The organism is Natronorubrum aibiense (assembly GCF_009392895.1).
Classification (GTDB): domain Archaea; phylum Halobacteriota; class Halobacteria; order Halobacteriales; family Natrialbaceae; genus Natronorubrum; species Natronorubrum aibiense.
On record NZ_CP045488.1, the window covers coordinates 1,324,553 to 1,343,052 of the forward strand.

The following is an 18,500-nucleotide window of genomic DNA, read 5'->3' on the forward strand; positions in this document are numbered from 1 at the left end:
GCCGCGCCCGCGTTCGGTTTCGGGTTACTCTGGGGAGCCTGTCGGCGACAGCACTTGTGGCACCTCTTCGACCTCGAGTTCGTCGGTCAGGTCCTCCGGCTCGTCGACCGGACCGTTGACGAACAGCGCGTGCCCGATAAAGACGATCGCGATGACGCCGAAGACGGCGATCGCGAGCTCGAGTGGGACCGGCGTCAAGTAGCCGATCCCGGCACCGAGGCCGAGACTCACGGCGATACAGGCCAACACGAGATCGTAATAGTGGAGCGTGTATCCCATACGTCCTCGAGGTGACGGAGCGACAAAACCCTTCGCTGCAGCGTCGCCAGACTTCGACTGGCCGTCAGAACATCCCGAAGCTCTGGAGCATGCCGGAAATCAACGCTTTGACGACGATGCCGAGACCGGCGAGGACGAGTGCCATGCCAGCGGCGATCAGGAGGTTCTGAGAGGCGATCAGTCCGACACCGGCGAGAAGGATCAGGAGACCGGCGATTCCTTGCGGACCGAGGTTTTTCAGCATACGAAGGGCTGGCCAGCCGAGGGAAATAAACGGCGTGGTTTTCCGGGTTCCGTGGTCGACGACGGTCCGGAGACTGTCAACTGAATCGATAAAGGGTTAAACCGCTCGAATGTGAACTACGGGCCATGAGTGACGACGGTGAGGGCGGTCGGAAGAACCTCCGGATGCCTGAGGACGACGAGGTTTTCGCGACCGTCACGAACATGCTCGGAGCGAACCGCGTGAAAGTACGCTGTGCAGACGGCAAAGAGCGCACGGCACGCATCCCCGGTAAGATGCAAAAACGCATCTGGATCCGCGAGGACGACGTCGTTCTCGTCGAGCCGTGGGACTGGCAGGACGAGAAAGCCGACATCACCTGGCGCTACGAGAAAAGCGAAGCCGACCAACTCCGCCGCGAAGGCCACATTCAGTAAGTCCACCCGTCTGTGCTGTGCGTACAGCGAGACGGCGTCACCGACGGCCATGCTTGCGGACCGAACTGCGTTCTCTCGAGACTTCTGCCTGGTAGCGGAGCCGATACCGCTCGTTTGTTAGCTCGAGGTCGATGAACCGCGGCTGGGTCACTCGATTTGTACGTCGCCGATCATCGTCATTTCGTGGGGCGCACAGACGTACTGTGCTATCTCGGAACTGGCTGTGAACTCGAGGAACTGACCGTCGCCACCCTCAGAAGTCAGCTCCGTCGCGAGATCGTCGACGACGTTCCCGTCCACGTCTCGGAGCTCGAGGTTGTGCATCATGCCGTCGCCGTCGGCCCAGCCAATCTCGTAGGTCTCGCTGTCCTCGAGGACGAGCGTCGGGTTTTCGACACTCTCGATCGGCGCTGGCTCGAGTCCCTCCCACGCGGCCGTCCCGCCGTAGAGGGTGATGCGCGTTCCCGGCTCGATTGCGATCGGCCCCACCGACTCGGTCTCCTCGTGGTCGTCGTCCGATGGCATGTCATCCTCGAGATCGGACTCGGACGCTGTCTCCTCGTCGTCGGCCGACGCGTCCGCGTTGACATCCGCTGCGTCGGATTCGTCGGTCGCGTCGCTCGAGGCTGTCTCGGTTTCTGTGCCGTCAGTATCGTCATCGGTTCCGTTCGTCTCGCCACCGGCGCCGAGTGATGAGTCGGAATCGACGCGGCTCCGGTCGAGACAGCCTGCGACGATCGACACGACTGCCGATCCGCCGGCGACTTGAAGCACTGCTCGGCGCCTTACCCGATTCTTGTCATTCACATGTCTACTTCACACCCTAATTGATATAAAAATAGTACATTATGGTCGGGGAACATTTCGGTGGCACGGTCTCGAGCCCGACGGAGACGTGACTGTCATGGCGCGAACGTCAACACCGTATTGTCCGAACGGTCGGCACGTGGATGGCGAGCGGCCACTCCACGGGTCCGTGTCTAACGGTACGGTGCGCTGCTGTCAAAAAAACGTCTATAGAAACGTGTTATTCGACCTGAAGGTCGCCGATCATCGACGTCTGGTGTGGGTTGCAGACGTAGGTCGTCATGTCGGAGCTCGCCGTGAACTCGAGGAACTGGTCGTCGCCACCCTCGGAGGCCTCGTCCGTCGAGAGGTCGTCGATGACTTCGTCGTTCTCGTCCCAGATTTCGATGTTGTGGGTCTGGCCGTCGCCTTCGTTCCAGCCAATCGTGTAGTCCTCGCCTTCCGTGAGGACGAGCGTCGGGTTCGTGGTATCAGCGATGTCGGACGGCTCCTCGCCCTGCCAGCCGGACGTCTCGGCGTAGAGGACGATTTCCGTGCCTGCTTCGATCTCGTAGGAGTCGCCACCGTCGCCACCGTTCTCGTCACCGTTACCCTCGCCACCGTCGTCGCTGGAACAACCGGCGACGAGTGCGGTTGCTGCTGCTGCGCCCGTGACCTTCAGCGTCTTCCGCCGCGTGATTGGGTTATCTCGTGCCATCGACTATGAATTAGAATTCCGTGCATAAAAATGGATATCCTCCGTCGTTACGCTGTCATGCGTTTTCATACCACATTGATCTGCTGTATTTCTCAGCCAATGACTGGTTGGAATCTCCACGAGGGCGGTCAGGCGCGGTCGCTCTTCTCGCTGGTAAGCCGCGTCGAGCCGCCGAGTCCGTATCGGAGGAACGCGGGCGCGGCCAGCAGGGCGATGGCGATCTCGAGGCCACCGACGGTGAGAAACGCGAGGTCGTAGCCGTAGGTGCCGGCGACGGTGCCGCCGACGAGAAAGCCGCCGAGAAAGCCCAGACTGCCGGCAACGTTGAAGCCGGCCATCGAAACGCCGCGTTCACTTTCGCCGGCGATGTCGGTGACGAGTGCCATCGTCGCGGGCGAGACTAGTGCGCCGAGGACGCCGACGGCGATCATCGCGAGCGCGGCGGTCGTGACCGACGGCGCAGCGCCGACGGCGAGGATGCCGAGGCCGTAACACAGCGAGCCGACGACGATCGGAATCGCGCGCCCGATCCGGTCCGACAGCGCGCCCATGGGGTACTGCAACAGAGCGAACGGCGCGAAGAAACACGCCAGCAGCAGCCCGGTCATGGCCGGCCCGAGGCCGAACGTCTCCTGGAAGTATAGCGTCCCGACCAGCGCGAAAAAGCCCGCCGTCATCCGGTCGACGAAGCCGAAGACGTACGGAACCGACAGCGTTGGCCGTCGGCGCATTCCTTCGAGGAGTGCGCGGGCGCTCCGCCGAGTGCTCGGCGTGCGGTCGTCGACGACTGAGACGAGCGCCCCGACGCCGACGAGTAAGACGGCAGCGCCGGCCAGCGGCGCGAGCGGATCGAGTTCGGTCAGTTGGCCGCCGACTGGCGCGCCGAGAGCGGCCCCGAGCCCGATCGCGATCCCCGCCGCGCCCATGTTCTTGCCGTGGCCACCGTCTAAATCCATCAGCATGGTCATCGTCAGCGAGAACGCGCCGATGGTCATCGCCCCCTGCAGGACCCGCAAGAAGAGGACGCCCTCGAACGGGATCGATCCGACGGCGGGGACGACGGCGAGTGTGGCGTAGCCGACGGCACCCGCAAGCGCACCGACGACAATAAACGGCGTTCGGCGTCCCGTCATGTCGCTTGCGACGCCCCAGACGCCGACGAAGGCGATGTAGGCGGCGAACTCGGCGACAAGAAACCACATGCTCGCATCGAGTGCCGTCTCGGCGAACGGCGAGGTCGTTGCGTCCGCCCCCAGCGTCTCGACGAGCGTCGCGACGCCCGGATACAGCAACAGCTGCGAGAACAATACCGCGAAGACGACGGCGGCGAGCACGACCCGGTCGCGGTCACTCGAGTGCACGAGCGGTACGTTGCCACTCCGGGATTATGAACTCGTTCGTCTCGCGTGGCCGATCCTGGGGTCGCGTCGTTGACACGCCATCTGTCGAACCGACACTCTTTCGCCCCGTGGCGGCCTGTATCCGTCGATGAACCTCAGCCGTCGACAACTCCTTGCGGCGGGTGCCTGTGCTGGCCTCGGACTCGGTGCCGGCTGTACGGACGTCGTTCGGGACACCCTCGACGCGTCGCCGGCGACCGTCGCGCGGGCGGCCCTCGAGGAAACCGGCTACAGCGAACACGCCGTCGAGGAAGTCGTCCTCGAGCGCACCGTCGACCGATTCGGTCTCGAGCGGTCGATCGAGGTCCGAAACTGGAACGCCAGATACGATCGGTCGCTCGACCTCGAGGTACTCGGACTCGGACAACTGCAAACGGCGGTTTTCGCCGTCCTTGCGACGCCGCAGGTCTCGATCCTCGGTCGGACCCTCAACCCTGTCGGCGACTACTCGACAGACGAACTCGTCGCCCTGATCCAGGAGCGCTACGACGAACTCCAAAACGTCGAGTACGCCGACGAGGAATCGGTGTCAGTCCTCGGCACCGACACGACGCTTGCGCGCTATCGCGGACAGGCTCGACTGGCTCCCGCGGCGACCACGCTCGACATCTACGTTCAGGTTACCGAAGCCGTCGAGCACGGCAACGATTTCGTGGTCTGTGTCGCGGTCTATCCACAGCTGCAGGGATACGAACTCGAGTCGCCTTCGGTGCGGACGATGCTTGCAGACCTCGAGCACCCGTAACCAGTCGTCCACGGTTCTCTCCGACCGTACAGTCTGGTGGTAGCCGTCGCTGGAAGAAACGGTGTCGAGTTCGATGCTTGAGGACAGCGACTGACCAACAATCTGCCTCGAGGACAAGCCACTCCACGCCAAATCGAACGCCGTATGTGAACGACACCGAATCGACTGCGGTTTTTGCCGTTACTGCGACGCATATGCGTCTCCAGGAGTATGCATACTAAACATGAGCGACGACGCAAGCGACGGGACCGACACGGACTGTCCCGAGCGCGGCCTCGGGACACGAAGCGTACACGCCGGACAGTCTCCCGACCCGGAAACGGGGGCGATGGCACCGCCGATCTACCAGACGACGTCCTACGTCTTCGACGACGCCGACACCGCCGCCGCGCGCTACGCCTTGGAGGACGACGGCTACATCTACTCTCGTATCGCCAATCCGACCGTCACGACTCTCGAGGATCGACTCGCCTCCCTCGAGGGCGGGGCCGGTGCGGTCGCGACGGGCAGCGGCATGGCAGCCCTCGACTCTGCAGTGCTTATCCTCGCACAGGCGGGCGACAACGTCGTCTGTTCGACGGACACCTACGGCGGGACGACCGCCTACTTCTCGAAGACCGCGAGTCGGCGGAACATCGAACCGCGGTTCGTCCCCACCCTCGAGTACGATGCCTACGAAGAGGCAATCGACGAGGATACCGCGTTCGTCCACGTCGAGACGATCGGCAACCCCTCGCTCGTGACGCCCGACTTCGAACGCGTCGCCGAGATCGCCCACGACAACGGCGTGCCGCTCGTCGTCGACAACACGTTCGCGACGCCGGCGCTCTGCCGGCCGCTCGAGCACGGCGCGGACGTCGTCTGGGAGTCGACGACGAAATGGCTCCACGGCTCGGGGACGACGGTCGGCGGCGTCCTCGTCGACGGCGGCTCGTTCCCGTGGGGCGAGCACGGCTACGACGAGATCGCCGGCCAGAACCACGCCTACCACGACGTCGATTTCTCGCGGGATTTCCCCGAGGCCCCATTCGCCGCGACCGCCCGCTTCCGGTCGCTGCGCAGTCTCGGCAACCAGCAGTCGCCGTTCGACGCCTGGCAGACCTTACAGGGCCTCGAGTCGCTGCCACTTCGCGTCGCAAAACACTGCGAGAACGCCGCCATCGTCGCGGAGTACTTGGACGATCACGACGACGTCGCCTGGGTCACCCACCCCGGCCTCGAGGACCACCCGACCCACGACAACGCCACGAGATACCTCGAGGACTACGGCGGGATGGTCGCGTTCGGCCTCGAAGAAGGGTACGAGGCGGGCAAGACCTTCTGTGAGAGCGTCGAGGTCGCTTCCTTCCTCGCGAACATCGGCGACGCGAAAACGCTCGTCATCCACCCTGCGAGTACGACTCACGGTCAGTTGACCTCCGCTGAGCGCGAAGAAGCAGGTGTGACGGACGATCTGATCCGAATGTCGGTCGGGATCGAAGATCCCGAGGACATCCTGGCTGACCTCGAGCAAGCGATCGCAACGGCGACGCGAACAGCGACCGACGGGAGCGAGGGCCAACAGCCATGACGACGCGAGACACGGCCGATCTCGGCGAATTCCAGTTCCTCTCGGGCGAGTCGATCCCGTCTCTCGAGGTCGCCTACGAGACGTACGGCGAGTTCACTGGCGACAACGCGGTGTTGGTCTGTCACGCACTGACCGGCAGTCCCCACGTCGCCCGTCGGCCCGACGCCGGCGGTGACACCGCCGGCCAAGCGCGGGCTTGGTGGGGCGACGTCGTCGGCCCCGGAAAAGCGATCGACACCACCGAGTACTACGTCGTCTGTGCAAACACGCCGGGGTCGTGCTACGGCACGACGGGTCCGGCGAGCGAGAACCCCGAGACCGGCGAGCCCTACGGGACTGATTTCCCGCCCGTCACCGTCGGCGACTGGACGCGTTCACAGCGCCAGCTACTCGACGAACTCGGCGTCGGTCGCCTCCACGCCGTCGTCGGCGGCAGCGTCGGCGGCATGAACGTTCTCGATTGGCTGCGCCGTTACCCGGACGACGTCGACCGGGCCGCGGCCGTTGCCACCGCGGCCAGACTCGATCCGCAGTGTCTCGCCCTCGATACGGTCGCCCGACGGGCGATCACCAGCGACCCCAACTGGAACGGCGGCCACTACTACGGCGGTCCCGAACCCGAAGACGGCCTCGCACGCGCACGCCAGATCGGCCACATCATGTACCTCTCGAAGCCCTCGATGGCCCGGAAGTTCGGCCGTCGCTCCGCGGGCCGTGAGACGGTTCGCGAGGAACCCCCGGACCCAGCGGCCGCCTTCTTCCCCTACCGGGAAGTCGAGTCCTACCTCGATTATCAGGCCGACAAGTTCACCGACCGCTTCGACGCGAACAGCTACCTCTACATGACGCGTGCGATGGACGACTTCGATCTCTCGGCGGGCTACGAGTCCGACGCCGACGCGCTGGCGGCCTTCGAAGGCGAACTGCTGCTCGTCTCGTTTACTGGCGACTGGCACTTCACCGTCGAACAGGCCGAAGCACTGGCCGAGGCCTGTCGCGAGGCCGACGTCGACATCGCCCACCACGTCGTCGAATCCGACCACGGCCACGACGCGTTCCTCGTCGAACCCGAAAAAGTCGGCCCGCCGCTGGACGAACTGCTCGAGGACGGACTCGCCGGGCGAACGATCACCGACACCGCTCCTGAGCCCGACATCAAGCCCGAGGAATCGTTCGCACCGGTACACACGAGTCTCTTTTCTGAATAAAAAACGAGACAAATGGACCGTTATCGCTCGTAATCGCTGACTGCCTCAGTTGTTGCTGTAGTGATCGCGGTCGAACGAAACGTACTGGTCGGCAGGCGACGCAGAGCGGGAATCGAAGAGCCATCGGCGCAGATCGGTCGCGAGCAGTGTCGGACTCTCCATGCGGAACAGTCGCGTCGAGATGCCGATGCCAGACGGCGAGCGGATCAGCGCGATCAGCGACCACATCATTCCGGCCGCGAGCGCGCCGACCGCAGAAAAGGTCATCCCGAGCGTCCCGAACGTCGCCGCGTAGACGAACCCGATTCCCATCGACGGGAGACTCGTGCCGAGTGGGACGCGCGCGCTGGCGTCACGAAGCGTCGGCGCGAGGAAGACGATCGAAAGGCTGCTGCCGATCATGAACACAAGGTCTTGCCACATCATACAACCTATTACTCGATCCCGAGTTAATAGGTTTCTCGGTATCAAAAACGGCTCTCGAGCCGGATTTTCGCCGATAGACGACGTTCGTGCGAAGTGAGAAAGCTGTCGTTACTGATCGGGGGTCGGGAGCACGTCCGCCTCGAGCAGTTCCGTTCGAGCCTCGTCCATCGTGGTCACGACGACGTCGCAGTGGGGTTCGACTGCCGGTTTGGGATCGAAGCCGATCGCGAGGCCGGCGACTTTCAACATCGGGAGATCGTTTGCCCCGTCACCGACGGCGACGGTATCGTCGAGTTCGACGCCGACGTCCTCGGCGAGATTCTCGAGGGCGTCATCTTTGGTGCCTTCGATGAGCGGCCCCTCGACGTCGCCGGTCAGCTCGGTTTCGTCGTCGTTCAGTGGGAGTCGGTTCGAGACGATGTGATCGACGGAGGCCCCCTCGCGCTCGAGGGCGGCCGCGACGCCGCGTTCGAAGCCGCCGGTGAGGATCGCGGTCGTCACGCCGGCCTCGTTTAGCTCTTCGATCAGGTCGGCCGCACCCTCGCGGAGTTCGACCTTGCCGTACGCGGCTTCGGCCTCGTCGGCCGGCAAGCCCTCGAGGAGGGCGGCCCGCTCGCGGAGGCTCTCGGCGTAGTCGATCTCGTTGTTCATCGATTTCTCGGTGATCTCGGCCATGTCGTCGGCGACGCCGCAGCGGTCGCCGAGCAGGACGGTCATCTCGGAGTCGGAAAGCGTTCCGTCGAAGTCGAAAGCGACGACTGTCATCGGGCGCTGCTTGTAGCGCCCCGGATAAACCAGTTCAGGTTTCCGTCTCGGCGCGGGTCGGCCGGCCGATCACGCCTCGTCGCCCTCGACCGGCGTCTTGACGATCGTCACCGGCCGCGAGGCCAGCCGTGCGACACGGTCGGTGACGCTGCCCAGCAGCCGGCGGTACTCGCCCGAGCGTGCTTTCGAGCCCATTACGAGGAGGTCGACGTCCTCGTCGTCTGCGTACGCAAGAATCTGCTCGTGTGGTGTGCCGTGTCGAACGGCCGTCGTCGGCTCGAGACCCGCCTCGCGTGCCGCCTCGGCGGCCGACTCGAGGGCTTCTTCGCCGACCTGCTCGAGGGCGGCCTCGAGGCCTTCGAACTCGTGGACGTACTCGTCGCCGGTGTAGGAGCTGTAGACGTCGCTGTCGACGACGTACAGCAGGTGTAACTCGGCACCGGTCGACTCCGCGACGGCGATCGCGTGCTCGGTTGCCAGTTCGGCTCCCTTCTCGGCGTCGGTCGGCAACAGGATACGGTCGTACATATGGTACCTATACGCGCGACTGGCGAATAATTGTGGGTGGTCGTTTCCCCTGTGTGATACGGACCACTGTAAGTCATTTCCGGCGCGACCGCCACCTGTCCTGCGGTCGCGCCGGGAAACCGTTACAGCGTTCCGTATAAAAGCGCGGCCGGGTTGCCGACACCGCAACGTTGACCCGACGGCTGCCCTCACATCCGATGACAGTGTGCTCTGGTCAGGGTTCCGTCGGTGAGCCGCGATGACGAACGCGACGCTCGAGGTGGTGGTCCTCGCCCTGATTCCGGCGCTCCTCTGGGGCTTTACGCCGATTTTCGACAAGCGCGGGATGGCCGCGGGTGGCGGCTCCGTGCAGGCGTCGCTGGTCGTCGTGGTCGTCGACTCGGCGCTGTACTGGCTGGCGATCGTCGCCGTCTACGGTCGGTCGGCGTTTTCGGGGCTCTCCGCCGAAGTGCTCGCAATCTTCGGCTTTGCGGGCGTCGTCGGCACCGCGCTCGGGCGGATTACGATCTTCGTCGGCGTCGACCGCGTCGGGGCGAGTCTCAACAGTACGATCCTGAGTACGCGGCCGCTGTTTGCGACGCTGATCGCGCTCGCCTTTCTCGGCGAGCCGCTGGGGCCCGTGACGGGCGTCGGCATCGTCGTCCTCGTCGCCGGGCTCGCCGTGTTGACAGCCTCGAAAGGCGGTGACCTCGCGGGCTGGCAGCCCCGTGACCTGCTGTGGCCGATCGCCGCCGCGGCCACCTTCGCGATCGCGAACGTTGCCCGGCGCTACGGCATGCTCGAGTCGCCGATCTCGGCGCTCGAGGCAGTCACGATAAACGAGACGGCCGGACTGGTCGCGCTGCTTGCCTACGTGGCTGCCGTCGGCGGACGTGACGTCCTCGCAAAGCCACAGGCGTCGTACACGTACTTTGCCGGCAGCGGCCTCCTGACGACCATCGCGATGCTCTCGCTGATGGCCGCGCTGGGCCTCGAGGCGGGACGGATTGCGATCGTCGACCCGCTGGTCGCGACCGCGCCGCTGTTTACACTGCTCTTTGCAGCCGTCCTTTTGCGCGACCTCGAGCGCGTGACGAAAGGGGTCATCGCGGGTGCGGCGCTGGTGGTCGTCGGTGTCGTGTTGATTACGCTGTAAACTACCCCACCCTACTCCCTCGGCGCAGACGCGTCTCGGTCCTCGAGGGCGGAGGCTCCACCTCGAATTCTGCTGATCGTGACCTGCCGTGGCCCGTCGCCTGCACCACCTCGCCCCATCCTTGTCATTATTTTCGACAAGTCTACCAGATTGTTTTAGTCCACTCTCACGAACAGTGCAGATATGTGCGCTAATCCCACAACCAAGACGAACCACCGATTCGTCCGGCCATCGAACCCGATCGGCTACGTTGCAATCGTCATGGCACTTATCACCGGCGTGTTGCACCTGTTGGCCACGACGAACGCGATCCAGTTCAGTACGGTGCTCGCCGTGTTGTTCGTCCTCAACGGGCTCGGATTTATCGGCGGCATAGTCCTGTACCTGACTCCCTACTGGCGTCGATCGCTCTTTCTCGTCGCGGCGGCGTACTCGATCGTCACCATCCTCGCACTCTTTCCGTTTCAGGGCTGGGGCCTCGAGGCATTCTACATGGGGGGGTCGCTGAACCCGATCGCCGTCATCACGAAGGCCGCCGAGGCCGTCCTGGCCATCTGCGCCGTCTATCTGTACGCCGCGGCTGAGTAACCTGTCGTCCCGTGTCGACTCGATTTCGCCGCTGCTTTTTTCGTCTATTTCGTCGCCGCTGCCATCGGCCTCGATCGTCCGACGAGCGGCCGAGTTCCCCACCGACCGGTCCGTTTTCGAGGAGGTGGTATATTTTGCCACCCGAGCACGACAACGGAAGGGTTTACCTGCTCCGCACGATTGTCTCGCGCATGAAAGTACTGGTCACGGATCCCATCGCGGATGCGGGTCTGGACGTACTCAGAGACGCCGGCCACGAGGTCGAGACGGGCTACGAACTCGAGGGCGAGGACCTCCTCGAGGCAGTCTCGGACGCTCACGGGCTGATCGTTCGCTCGGGAACCGAAGTCACCGAGGACGTGCTCGAGGCAGCCGAGGACCTCGTCATCGTCGGCCGAGCGGGCATCGGCGTCGACAACATCGACATCGACGCGGCGACAGACGAGGGTGTCATCGTCGCCAACGCACCGGAGGGCAACGTTCGAGCGGCAGCCGAACACACCGTCGCGATGACGTTCGCGACCGCGCGGTCGATCCCGCAGGCACACATCCGCCTGAAGAACGGCGAGTGGGCCAAAAGCGAGTACCTCGGCACCGAACTCAACGGCAAGACGCTCGGTGTCGTCGGCCTCGGCCGCGTCGGCCAAGAGGTCGCCAAGAAACTCGACTCGCTGGGGATGGATATCGTCGCCTTCGATCCCTACATCTCCGAGGAACGCGCCGAGCGCCTCGGTGCCGAACTCGTCGACTTCGAGGACTGTCTCGAGGCCGCTGACTTCTTGACCATCCACACGCCGCTGACCCCCGAGACCGAAGGAATGATCGGTGCGGACGAACTCGATCTCCTCGAGGGCGGCTACATCGTCAACGTCGGTCGCGGTGGCATCATCCAGGAGGACGCCCTCGCCGCCAAGGTCGAAGACGGCACCCTCGCCGGCGCGGCACTGGACGTCTTCGCCGAAGAGCCCCTGCCGGACGACTCGCCGCTGCTCGAACACGACGACGTCATCGTCACGCCTCACCTCGGTGCGTCGACGGAAGCCGCACAGGAGAACGTCGCAACGTCGACGGCCGAACAGATCAACGCCGCCATCGCGGGCGAGCCGGTCGCCAACGCTCTCAACGCACCGTCGATCGACGAGAGCGCCTTCCCACGCCTCGAGCCGTACATCGACATCGCCGAGACGGGCGGCAAGGTCGCTGCACAACTGCTCGACGGCCGCATCGAGTCGGTCGAAATCTCCTACGAGGGAGACATCGCCGACGAGGACGTCGAGTTCGTCACCGCGAGCGCGCTGAAAGGCGTCTTCGAACCGCTCGAGTGGCAGGTCAACGCCGTCAACGCGCCTCAGATCGCCGAGGACCGCGGCGTCGACGTCACCGAATCCAAGACCCGACAGGCCGAGGACTTCCAGAGCTTGATCTCCGTGACCGTCAGCAACGGCGACGACGAGGTCTCCGTCGACGGGACCCTCTTTGCCGGTGACGACCCACGGATCGTCCGTGTCGACGGCTACCGCGTCGACGCCATCCCCCACGGCAAGATGGTCGTTACGCGCAACACCGACGAACCCGGCGTCATCGGCCTCATCGGCTCTGTTATGGGCAAGCACGGCGTCAACATCGCCGGCATGTTCAACGCCCGCGAAACCATCGGCGGCGAGGCACTGACCGTCTACAACGTCGACAGCGAGGTCCCCGAGGAAGCGAAAGACGAACTCGAGTCCGACGACCGGATCATCGGCATCAACTACATCACGCTGAACGGTCAGGCCTAATCGCGCTCGAGCGAGCCGTTCGATTCTTGATTTTCTCTTGCCACCTCGAGAACTGACGACCCCAGTAGTCACTCGCTTCTGATAGCCCGTACAGGAAGCGTCTCGAGACAGTTTCGACAGTAGGTGTAAAAGTGGTCGTTCTCCGTTCCGCACACGCGACAGGTGACCGTCTGTTCGGGTGTCTGCTGGGTGCTCATTGTTGGGTGTCCGGTCTCGAGTCGAAAGTTCGATTCCCAGACGTTTGCAAGTCCAAGTCGAAACTGGGATTGGAGCGACCCACTAGCCCCGATACTCGGCCAGCACGAACGGGACCGAACTGCCGAGTGGATCGTCGACGACTCGCTCCCAGACGATCGCAAAGCCTGCGGCCTCGAGGTCGGCACGCGTTCGGCGGCGGCCGGGCGTGCTGAAGAACATCGACTGGCCGCTTCCGAGCCAGTTGCGTCGAACCGTTTCGTAGCGACTCGAGCCAACCGTCGCGAGGAGTCGCCCGCCCGCCCGGAGGACGCGAGCGAACTCGTCGTAGACGGCCGGGTGCTCGCTCTGGGGAACGTGGAAGACGGCGTGGTAGGCCGTAATCGCGTCGACCGAATTTGCGGCCAGCGGCAGCCTTGTCATTTCGCCGTGAATCAGGTGGGCTTCGGGGACGTTGTCGGCCGCCAACTCGAGTTGCCGGCTCGAGATATCGAGTCCGATCCGCTCGATGCCGGAGAGGTTCGCAAGCGTTCGCAGCCCGTCGCCACAGCCGACGTCGAGGACGGTCGCCTCGTCGGGCAGCGTCTCGAGGAGGTCGTCGATCAGGGCGGCGTCTGCGCCATCGGCGCGGCGGGTGCTGGCGTAATCGTCGGCGACGGCGTCCCACGCGCGTCTGATGTCGTGCCGGTCCATGGTCAGGTGATGAGGGCGAACGGTATGGCGCTGGTGCCAAACGAGCGGTGCTCGCGTCGATCGCCGTTGCCTGTGTTGGCCGCGCGCTCTTATCACCCGAGGTCGTAGCGCTGTCGATGCACTACCATGACTCCTCGCGGCTGGCGGCCGTTCTCACGGATCTTCGTGATCGCGGCTACCGCTGCCCTGACCCGGCCGACAACGAAGTGTCAGCCGTTGCGTCCGACGGTGAGCACCCGATCAACGGCTCCGACGACCCGCTGTCGATCGAACGGGTTCGAGACGTCACGCCGCTGTCGCTCGTCAGTCACATTGGGGCTGCCGCCGACGCCGGTCGGGTGCCGGTGCTCGTCGTCGACAAATGGGATCTCGAGGACGCACGGGAGATTCTCGGCGAGCCGTTCTTGCTCCGAGGGCGTTCGGACGGTCGACGCCAGTTCTACTCGATTCCGGACCGGATCGCGCTCACCGACGGGCGATACGCCTGCGTGCGAACCGACACGGACCCGCAGTGGCACGAAGAATCGTCGACGGCGACCGACGACGGCCGCGACCGAACCGGGACCGACGAGCCACGGCTCGTCCTCGAGGCCGACGGGTCGGTGCAGGCCGTCCTCGAGGCCGATACGCTGACCTGTCCCGGCCCCGATCCGGCGGTGTTCCCCTACCGATACAGTCGCGGTACGGACAGACGCATTCACGTCTTCGATCAGGATCGCGAGGTCGGTCGCTACGCCGGCATCGCGGCGATGCGAGCCAACGCTTATCGGCCGGTGGCGATGCCACTGGTACCCGAACGCCACGTCAGAACGGGCGGACAACTGGCTCGCGATGTGACCCTCGCGACCATGGTGCCCGACGGCGTCGCGTACGAACAGCCCTGAGCGCCGGTGGTGGTCCCCAACATTCGTCGTTGTGGTGACCATCTTGGCAAAAGACCTATCGCCCCGTCGGCCATCCCCTCACGTATGACCGACGACGTTGCGGTCGACTTCGGCGAGAACGGACTCGTCCCCGCCGTCGCACAGGACGCCGACACTGGCGAGGTACTGATGCTCGCGTACGTTTCGCCGGAAGCCCTCGAGCGCACTCGAGAAACCGGCGTCGCCCACTACTACTCGCGTAGCCGTGACGAGTTGTGGCAGAAAGGGAAGACGAGCGGTCACACGCAAGCTGTCGAGGAGGTGCGGGTCGACTGCGACGCCGACACGCTGCTCTATCTGGTCGACCAAGAAGGCGGCGCGTGTCACACCGGCCATCGGTCGTGTTTCTACCGGACGATCGACGGCGAGCACGTCGGCGAGAAAGTGTTCGATCCCAACGCCGTCTACGACGACTAACCAGCAATGAGCGAACGCGTTCACCACTCCGACGCGGACGCCACTGACGACGGACGGACACCGCTCGAGGCCCTCGAGGCTGCCCGCGAGCGGTTCGCACAGGCCGAGACAGCGATCGACGACCACGGCGACGAGGCGGTCGCCGACGCCGCCGACGCCTACCGGACGGCGACGGACTTACTCGAGAACTACGTCGACCGGGCGACGGGCACCGGCCGGGAGAACTTCAAGGCCTACATCGAACTCGAGGGAAAATTCGACCAGTTGGTCACGGGCCTTCCCGACGACCTGAAGGGCCGGTCGGCGTTCGAGGACGCCCTCGAGGTGCTCGATAAACGTCGGCTCAGCGAGGCGGATTTCGACCGCGCCCACGCCGCCCTGGAGCCGGCGGCACAGTTTGCCGAACTACTCGACGAACGCGAGGCCGCTCGCGAGGCGATCGGCGACGCCCGGACGACCGCCGCCAAACGGCGCCGGGAACTCGACGACGAAATCGGCAAGCGCGAGCGACTGCTCGAACTCGCGACCGCCGACCTCGAGGCCCCCGTCGAGGACCTTCGCGAGCCGATCGAGGCGTACAACGACGCGATCGAAACCGCGTTCGAGGCGTTTCGACTTGAGGCCTCGGCTCGCGAGGTGTTCGCGCTGGTCGAGCGCAGTCGCTGGTATCCGTTCGTCCCCTACGAGCAGCCGCCGGCGGATCTGGCCGACTACGTTCGGGAGGATCCGGCCGGCGAGTACACCATTCCGGAGTTGCTCGAGTACGCTGACTACTCCCGCTCGAAGCTCTCACACTACGTCGAGAGCGCGGACGAACTCAAACGCCGGGTCGCGACCCAGCGGACGTATCTCGACGGAATCGACGCCGACCCGCTGACGATCGCGTGGCCGCCGGGCGAGGCGGGCACCCTCCAGCGCAAGGTACGGGAGATCCGTCCGTTCGTCGCCCGCGTCGCCGACGAGGCCGTCGTCGCTAAGTTGCGCTCGCTCCGGCGGCTCACGACCGACCCCGAGTTCGACTACGACCGTCTGCAGACGGCTGCTCAGGCGGTCGATCAGCTCTCTCCCGACGAACGCGAGCGTCTGGCCGACGGCGCCATCGCGGCCGAACTCGAGACGCTTCGGGACGAACGCGACGCGCTCGAGGCGGCACTCGAGGTCGAGGATCCGATCTGAGCCGGTCGAGCCTGCGAGGCAACCACTGAAGCGCCTCTCGATCGTACTGTCGATATGGCCAGACAGCTCCTCGTTCCGATGGACGACTCCGAGCCGGCGCGGGCGGCTCTCGAGTACGCACTCTCGGTCATTCCCGACGCCGAAATCACGGTGGTCCACGTGGTCGACGACCTCGAGGCGGGCTACGGCGGACGACCACCAGCAACGGCCGGCGGTGACAGGACCGAAGACGAGCCCGAGTTTTTTGCTGATGTGCACGCGATCGCCGCCGACTACGACAGCACCGTCGAGACGGCCGTCGTCGAGGGGACGACGGCGGAGGCAATCCTCGAGTACGCCGCCGACGCGGACGTCGACGGCATTGTGATGGGCAGCGAGGGCCGATCGGGCGTTTCCCGAATGCTGCTCGGCAGCGTCGCAGAGGCTGTCACGCGTCGGTCGTCGATTCCGGTAACAGTCGTCCCGTAACGGGCAGAGGCAGGGTCTCGAACCATCGATGTTTTTCAGCCGCGCGGGTAATCGGTCGCCATGGACGATCGGCTCGGAACGACATTGCACACCGGACTCTTGCTCTCGACGACGGCCGTGTTGGCGTGGCTATCCGGACTGGCGCTGTTGTTCCCGAGTCTCGGTCCCTCCGCGTTCGTACTGGCACTGTTTCAGGACGGCGACGCGACCGCCCCGCGGCGGGTCATCGGCGGCCACGTCATCGGCGTCGTCGCCGGCTTGCTGGTGTATCACCTCCTCGCGAGTGGGCTCTCGATGACGACCGCTGCCGATCCAGCCTCACTCGAGGGGCTTCGCCTCGCTGCGAGTGGCGTTTTCGCGACGACGCTGACTGCCGGCGGGATGCTCGCGACCGACACTCGTCATCCGCCCGCCTGCGCGACAACGCTGATCGTTTCGCTCGGGCTGTTATCGACGCTCCTCGAGGGTGTGTTGATCGTCGCCGCGGTGGTCGTGCTGGTGGCCGCCCACCGGGCGGTGCTCCTCGCCGTTGGCGGGAACTGAGAACAGACGTCGGATCGAGCCCGTCTCGCGTCCGGATTTCAGCGTAATTCAAGGTGGAGCCTCCGGCCTCAAGGAGCGAGGTGCGTATGCGCCGAGGGAGTAGGGTGGGGTAGTTTACGCGTCTGCTTTCGCGTCGGCGAGCGTCTCGTACAGCTCGTCGGCGAGTTCTCGGGCGCGCTCGGTGTCGCGGGCCTCGGCGTACACGCGGACGAGCGGTTCGGTGCCGGAGGGGCGAGCGAGCACCCACGCGTCGCCGTGGTCGAGTCGGTAGCCGTCGCGAGTGTTGAGGTCGGCGTCGGATGACTGGGCGTGGTTCGCCGCCGCATCGAGCATGGCGTCGCGTTCGGCCGTCGACTCGTAAGCGAGGTTGTGACGGACGTTTGCGTAGCCATCGTAGGGGGCGACGAGTTCGCTGACCGGTTGTTCGGCGACGAGTTCGAGGAACCGGGCTGCGGTGAACGCACCGTCTCGCGTGAGGCGGAACGCCGGGAAGAAAATCCCACCGTTGCCCTCGCCTGCGATCGGCACCCGCTTGCCGTTGGCCTCGAGTTCCTCGATCCGGGTGATGATGTTCGTCGAGCCGATGGGAGTGAGCTCGAGGTCGGCCCCGACCTCGGTGACGACGTCGACCAGTCGCTGGGAGACGTTGACCGCCGAGACGGTCGTGTCACCGGCCTCGAGTTCGGCGGCGGCGAGGACGGCCAGCGTCGCGTCGCCGGAGACGTACTCGCCGGTTTCGTCGAAGAAGATGGCGCGGTCGGCGTCGCCGTCGTGGGCGATGCCGATGTCGGCATCGGTTGCCCGGACGAGGTTGCCCAGATCCTCGAGATTGTCGGGCACTGGCTCGGGGTCCCGGCCGGGGAACTTGCCGTCGGGCTGGCCGTTGACCGTGACGACGCGACAGCCGAGCTTGCGGAAGAACTCGGGGCTGGTGAGCGCGCCGGCACCGTGGCCGGGATCGAGTGCGACCGTCAGGTCGGCGTCGGCGATGGTCTCCCGGTCGGCCGCCGCGAGCAGTTCGTCGATATAGGACGTCGTAACGCCCTCGATCTCCCGAGAGCGGCCGGTTTCGTCCCACGGCGCAACCGCGAAGCCTTCGGCGAGCAACACCTGTTCGATCTCCTCGAGGTCGGCGATCGCGAGTTCGATGCCGTCGCTGCCGACGAGTTTGACGCCGTTGTACTGCGGCGGGTTGTGTGAGGCCGTGATCATGATAACGGGGACCCCTTCTCGGTCGGCGTAGGCCTGTGCGCCCGGCGTCGGGATGATGCCGAGCCGATCGACGTCCGTCCCCGTACTCGCCAGCCCGCTTGCAGCCGCGTCGGCGAGCATCCGCCCGGTGTAGCGCGTATCACGCGCGATAGCAACCCGATCGGCACCCCAGGCCGTCCCTGCCGCTTTCGCGACCCGCAGGACGAACGCGGGCGTCAACTCCTCGTTGGCGACGCCCCGCGTCCCGCTCGATCCGAACACTTGCATTGTCCACTAGTCTGCGCGGC

Annotated in this window: 23 protein-coding genes; 12 read left to right on the forward strand and 11 right to left on the reverse strand. The window is 65.1% G+C overall.

The window, feature by feature from the left end:
* Positions 1-24: 24 nt before the first annotated feature.
* Positions 25-279: a hypothetical protein gene (locus tag GCU68_RS06530; RefSeq protein ID WP_152940027.1), complete on the reverse strand. Its 255-nt coding sequence runs from the start codon at positions 277-279 to the stop codon at positions 25-27.
* 64 nt (positions 280-343) lie between these two features.
* On the reverse strand, positions 344-523 hold the full coding sequence (locus GCU68_RS06535; protein WP_152940029.1) for a DUF7470 family protein: 180 nt from the start codon (positions 521-523) through the stop codon (positions 344-346).
* Between the two features lie 125 nt (positions 524-648).
* Here GCU68_RS06535 and eif1A point away from each other — a divergent pair, with 125 nt between their 5' ends.
* Positions 649-939, forward strand: coding sequence for a translation initiation factor eIF-1A (eif1A, locus tag GCU68_RS06540; protein WP_152940031.1), 291 nt, complete (start codon positions 649-651; stop codon positions 937-939).
* Between the two features lie 147 nt (positions 940-1,086).
* Here the strand turns inward: eif1A and GCU68_RS21585 are convergent, their stop codons facing one another.
* The 3 genes from GCU68_RS21585 to GCU68_RS06555 all read right to left on the reverse strand — a co-directional run bounded on the left by GCU68_RS21585 (position 1,087) and on the right by GCU68_RS06555 (position 3,804).
* The gene (locus GCU68_RS21585) at positions 1,087-1,683 is read right to left on the reverse strand and encodes a plastocyanin/azurin family copper-binding protein (RefSeq protein ID WP_227014950.1); all 597 of its coding nucleotides are present in this window, start codon (positions 1,681-1,683) and stop codon (positions 1,087-1,089) included.
* A 283-nt stretch (positions 1,684-1,966) separates the two neighbouring features.
* A complete protein-coding gene (locus GCU68_RS06550) occupies positions 1,967-2,443 on the reverse strand; it encodes a plastocyanin/azurin family copper-binding protein (protein WP_152940033.1) in 477 nt (158 codons plus the stop codon).
* Positions 2,444-2,571: 128 nt separating this feature from the next.
* Positions 2,572-3,804, reverse strand: coding sequence for an MFS transporter (locus GCU68_RS06555; RefSeq protein ID WP_152940035.1), 1,233 nt, complete (start codon positions 3,802-3,804; stop codon positions 2,572-2,574).
* A gap of 127 nt (positions 3,805-3,931) precedes the next feature.
* Between GCU68_RS06555 and GCU68_RS06560 the strand changes: the two genes are divergently transcribed.
* From GCU68_RS06560 to metX, 3 genes are all read left to right on the forward strand, one after another.
* Positions 3,932-4,588: a DUF6517 family protein gene (locus GCU68_RS06560; RefSeq protein WP_152940037.1), complete on the forward strand. Its 657-nt coding sequence runs from the start codon at positions 3,932-3,934 to the stop codon at positions 4,586-4,588.
* 223 nt (positions 4,589-4,811) lie between these two features.
* Positions 4,812-6,158 carry an O-acetylhomoserine aminocarboxypropyltransferase/cysteine synthase family protein gene (locus GCU68_RS06565; protein WP_152940039.1) on the forward strand — a complete coding sequence of 449 codons (1,347 nt, stop codon included), beginning with the start codon at positions 4,812-4,814 and terminating at the stop codon, positions 6,156-6,158.
* Positions 6,155-7,366 carry a homoserine O-acetyltransferase MetX gene (gene metX / locus GCU68_RS06570; protein ID WP_152940041.1) on the forward strand — a complete coding sequence of 404 codons (1,212 nt, stop codon included), beginning with the start codon at positions 6,155-6,157 and terminating at the stop codon, positions 7,364-7,366. The genes GCU68_RS06565 and metX overlap by 4 nt, the downstream gene beginning before the upstream one ends.
* A gap of 45 nt (positions 7,367-7,411) precedes the next feature.
* Here the strand turns inward: metX and GCU68_RS06575 are convergent, their stop codons facing one another.
* From GCU68_RS06575 to GCU68_RS06585, 3 genes are all read right to left on the reverse strand, one after another.
* Complete coding sequence (locus GCU68_RS06575) at positions 7,412-7,792, reverse strand: hypothetical protein (RefSeq protein ID WP_152940043.1); 381 nt, start codon at positions 7,790-7,792, stop codon at positions 7,412-7,414.
* Between the two features lie 108 nt (positions 7,793-7,900).
* Positions 7,901-8,557, reverse strand: coding sequence for a phosphoserine phosphatase SerB (serB, locus tag GCU68_RS06580; RefSeq protein ID WP_152940045.1), 657 nt, complete (start codon positions 8,555-8,557; stop codon positions 7,901-7,903).
* 69 nt (positions 8,558-8,626) lie between these two features.
* Positions 8,627-9,085, reverse strand: coding sequence for a universal stress protein (locus tag GCU68_RS06585; RefSeq protein WP_152940047.1), 459 nt, complete (start codon positions 9,083-9,085; stop codon positions 8,627-8,629).
* A gap of 238 nt (positions 9,086-9,323) precedes the next feature.
* On the opposite strand from GCU68_RS06585, the gene GCU68_RS06590 reads away from it, so the two are divergent.
* The 3 genes from GCU68_RS06590 to serA all read left to right on the forward strand — a co-directional run bounded on the left by GCU68_RS06590 (position 9,324) and on the right by serA (position 12,586).
* Positions 9,324-10,220, forward strand: a complete 897-nt coding sequence (locus tag GCU68_RS06590; RefSeq protein WP_152940049.1) for a DMT family transporter — start codon at positions 9,324-9,326, stop codon at positions 10,218-10,220.
* A 183-nt stretch (positions 10,221-10,403) separates the two neighbouring features.
* Positions 10,404-10,808: a DUF7475 family protein gene (locus GCU68_RS06595; RefSeq protein WP_152940051.1), complete on the forward strand. Its 405-nt coding sequence runs from the start codon at positions 10,404-10,406 to the stop codon at positions 10,806-10,808.
* Positions 10,809-10,999: 191 nt separating this feature from the next.
* Complete coding sequence (serA, locus tag GCU68_RS06600; protein WP_152940053.1) at positions 11,000-12,586, forward strand: phosphoglycerate dehydrogenase; 1,587 nt, start codon at positions 11,000-11,002, stop codon at positions 12,584-12,586.
* 68 nt (positions 12,587-12,654) lie between these two features.
* Here serA and GCU68_RS22170 read toward each other — a convergent pair whose 3' ends face one another.
* Together GCU68_RS22170 and GCU68_RS06605 are read right to left on the reverse strand one after the other, a co-directional pair.
* The gene (locus tag GCU68_RS22170) at positions 12,655-12,783 is read right to left on the reverse strand and encodes a DUF7577 domain-containing protein (RefSeq protein WP_449411966.1); all 129 of its coding nucleotides are present in this window, start codon (positions 12,781-12,783) and stop codon (positions 12,655-12,657) included.
* Between the two features lie 82 nt (positions 12,784-12,865).
* The gene (locus GCU68_RS06605; RefSeq protein WP_152940055.1) at positions 12,866-13,474 is read right to left on the reverse strand and encodes a class I SAM-dependent methyltransferase; all 609 of its coding nucleotides are present in this window, start codon (positions 13,472-13,474) and stop codon (positions 12,866-12,868) included.
* A 116-nt stretch (positions 13,475-13,590) separates the two neighbouring features.
* Here GCU68_RS06605 and GCU68_RS06610 point away from each other — a divergent pair, with 116 nt between their 5' ends.
* From GCU68_RS06610 to GCU68_RS06630, 5 genes are all read left to right on the forward strand, one after another.
* Positions 13,591-14,358 (forward strand): hypothetical protein, encoded by a 768-nt coding sequence (locus tag GCU68_RS06610; RefSeq protein WP_227014952.1) that lies wholly within the window; start codon positions 13,591-13,593, stop codon positions 14,356-14,358.
* A gap of 84 nt (positions 14,359-14,442) precedes the next feature.
* A complete protein-coding gene (hisI, locus tag GCU68_RS06615; protein WP_152940059.1) occupies positions 14,443-14,814 on the forward strand; it encodes a phosphoribosyl-AMP cyclohydrolase in 372 nt (123 codons plus the stop codon).
* A gap of 6 nt (positions 14,815-14,820) precedes the next feature.
* Complete coding sequence (locus GCU68_RS06620; protein ID WP_152940061.1) at positions 14,821-15,990, forward strand: DUF7118 family protein; 1,170 nt, start codon at positions 14,821-14,823, stop codon at positions 15,988-15,990.
* Between the two features lie 54 nt (positions 15,991-16,044).
* Positions 16,045-16,458: a universal stress protein gene (locus tag GCU68_RS06625; RefSeq protein WP_152940062.1), complete on the forward strand. Its 414-nt coding sequence runs from the start codon at positions 16,045-16,047 to the stop codon at positions 16,456-16,458.
* Between the two features lie 60 nt (positions 16,459-16,518).
* Positions 16,519-17,001, forward strand: a complete 483-nt coding sequence (locus GCU68_RS06630) for an HPP family protein (RefSeq protein ID WP_152940064.1) — start codon at positions 16,519-16,521, stop codon at positions 16,999-17,001.
* Between the two features lie 114 nt (positions 17,002-17,115).
* Here the strand turns inward: GCU68_RS06630 and glmM are convergent, their stop codons facing one another.
* On the reverse strand, positions 17,116-18,480 hold the full coding sequence (gene glmM, locus GCU68_RS06635) for a phosphoglucosamine mutase (protein WP_152940066.1): 1,365 nt from the start codon (positions 18,478-18,480) through the stop codon (positions 17,116-17,118).
* Between the last annotated feature and the right edge of the window lie 20 nt (positions 18,481-18,500).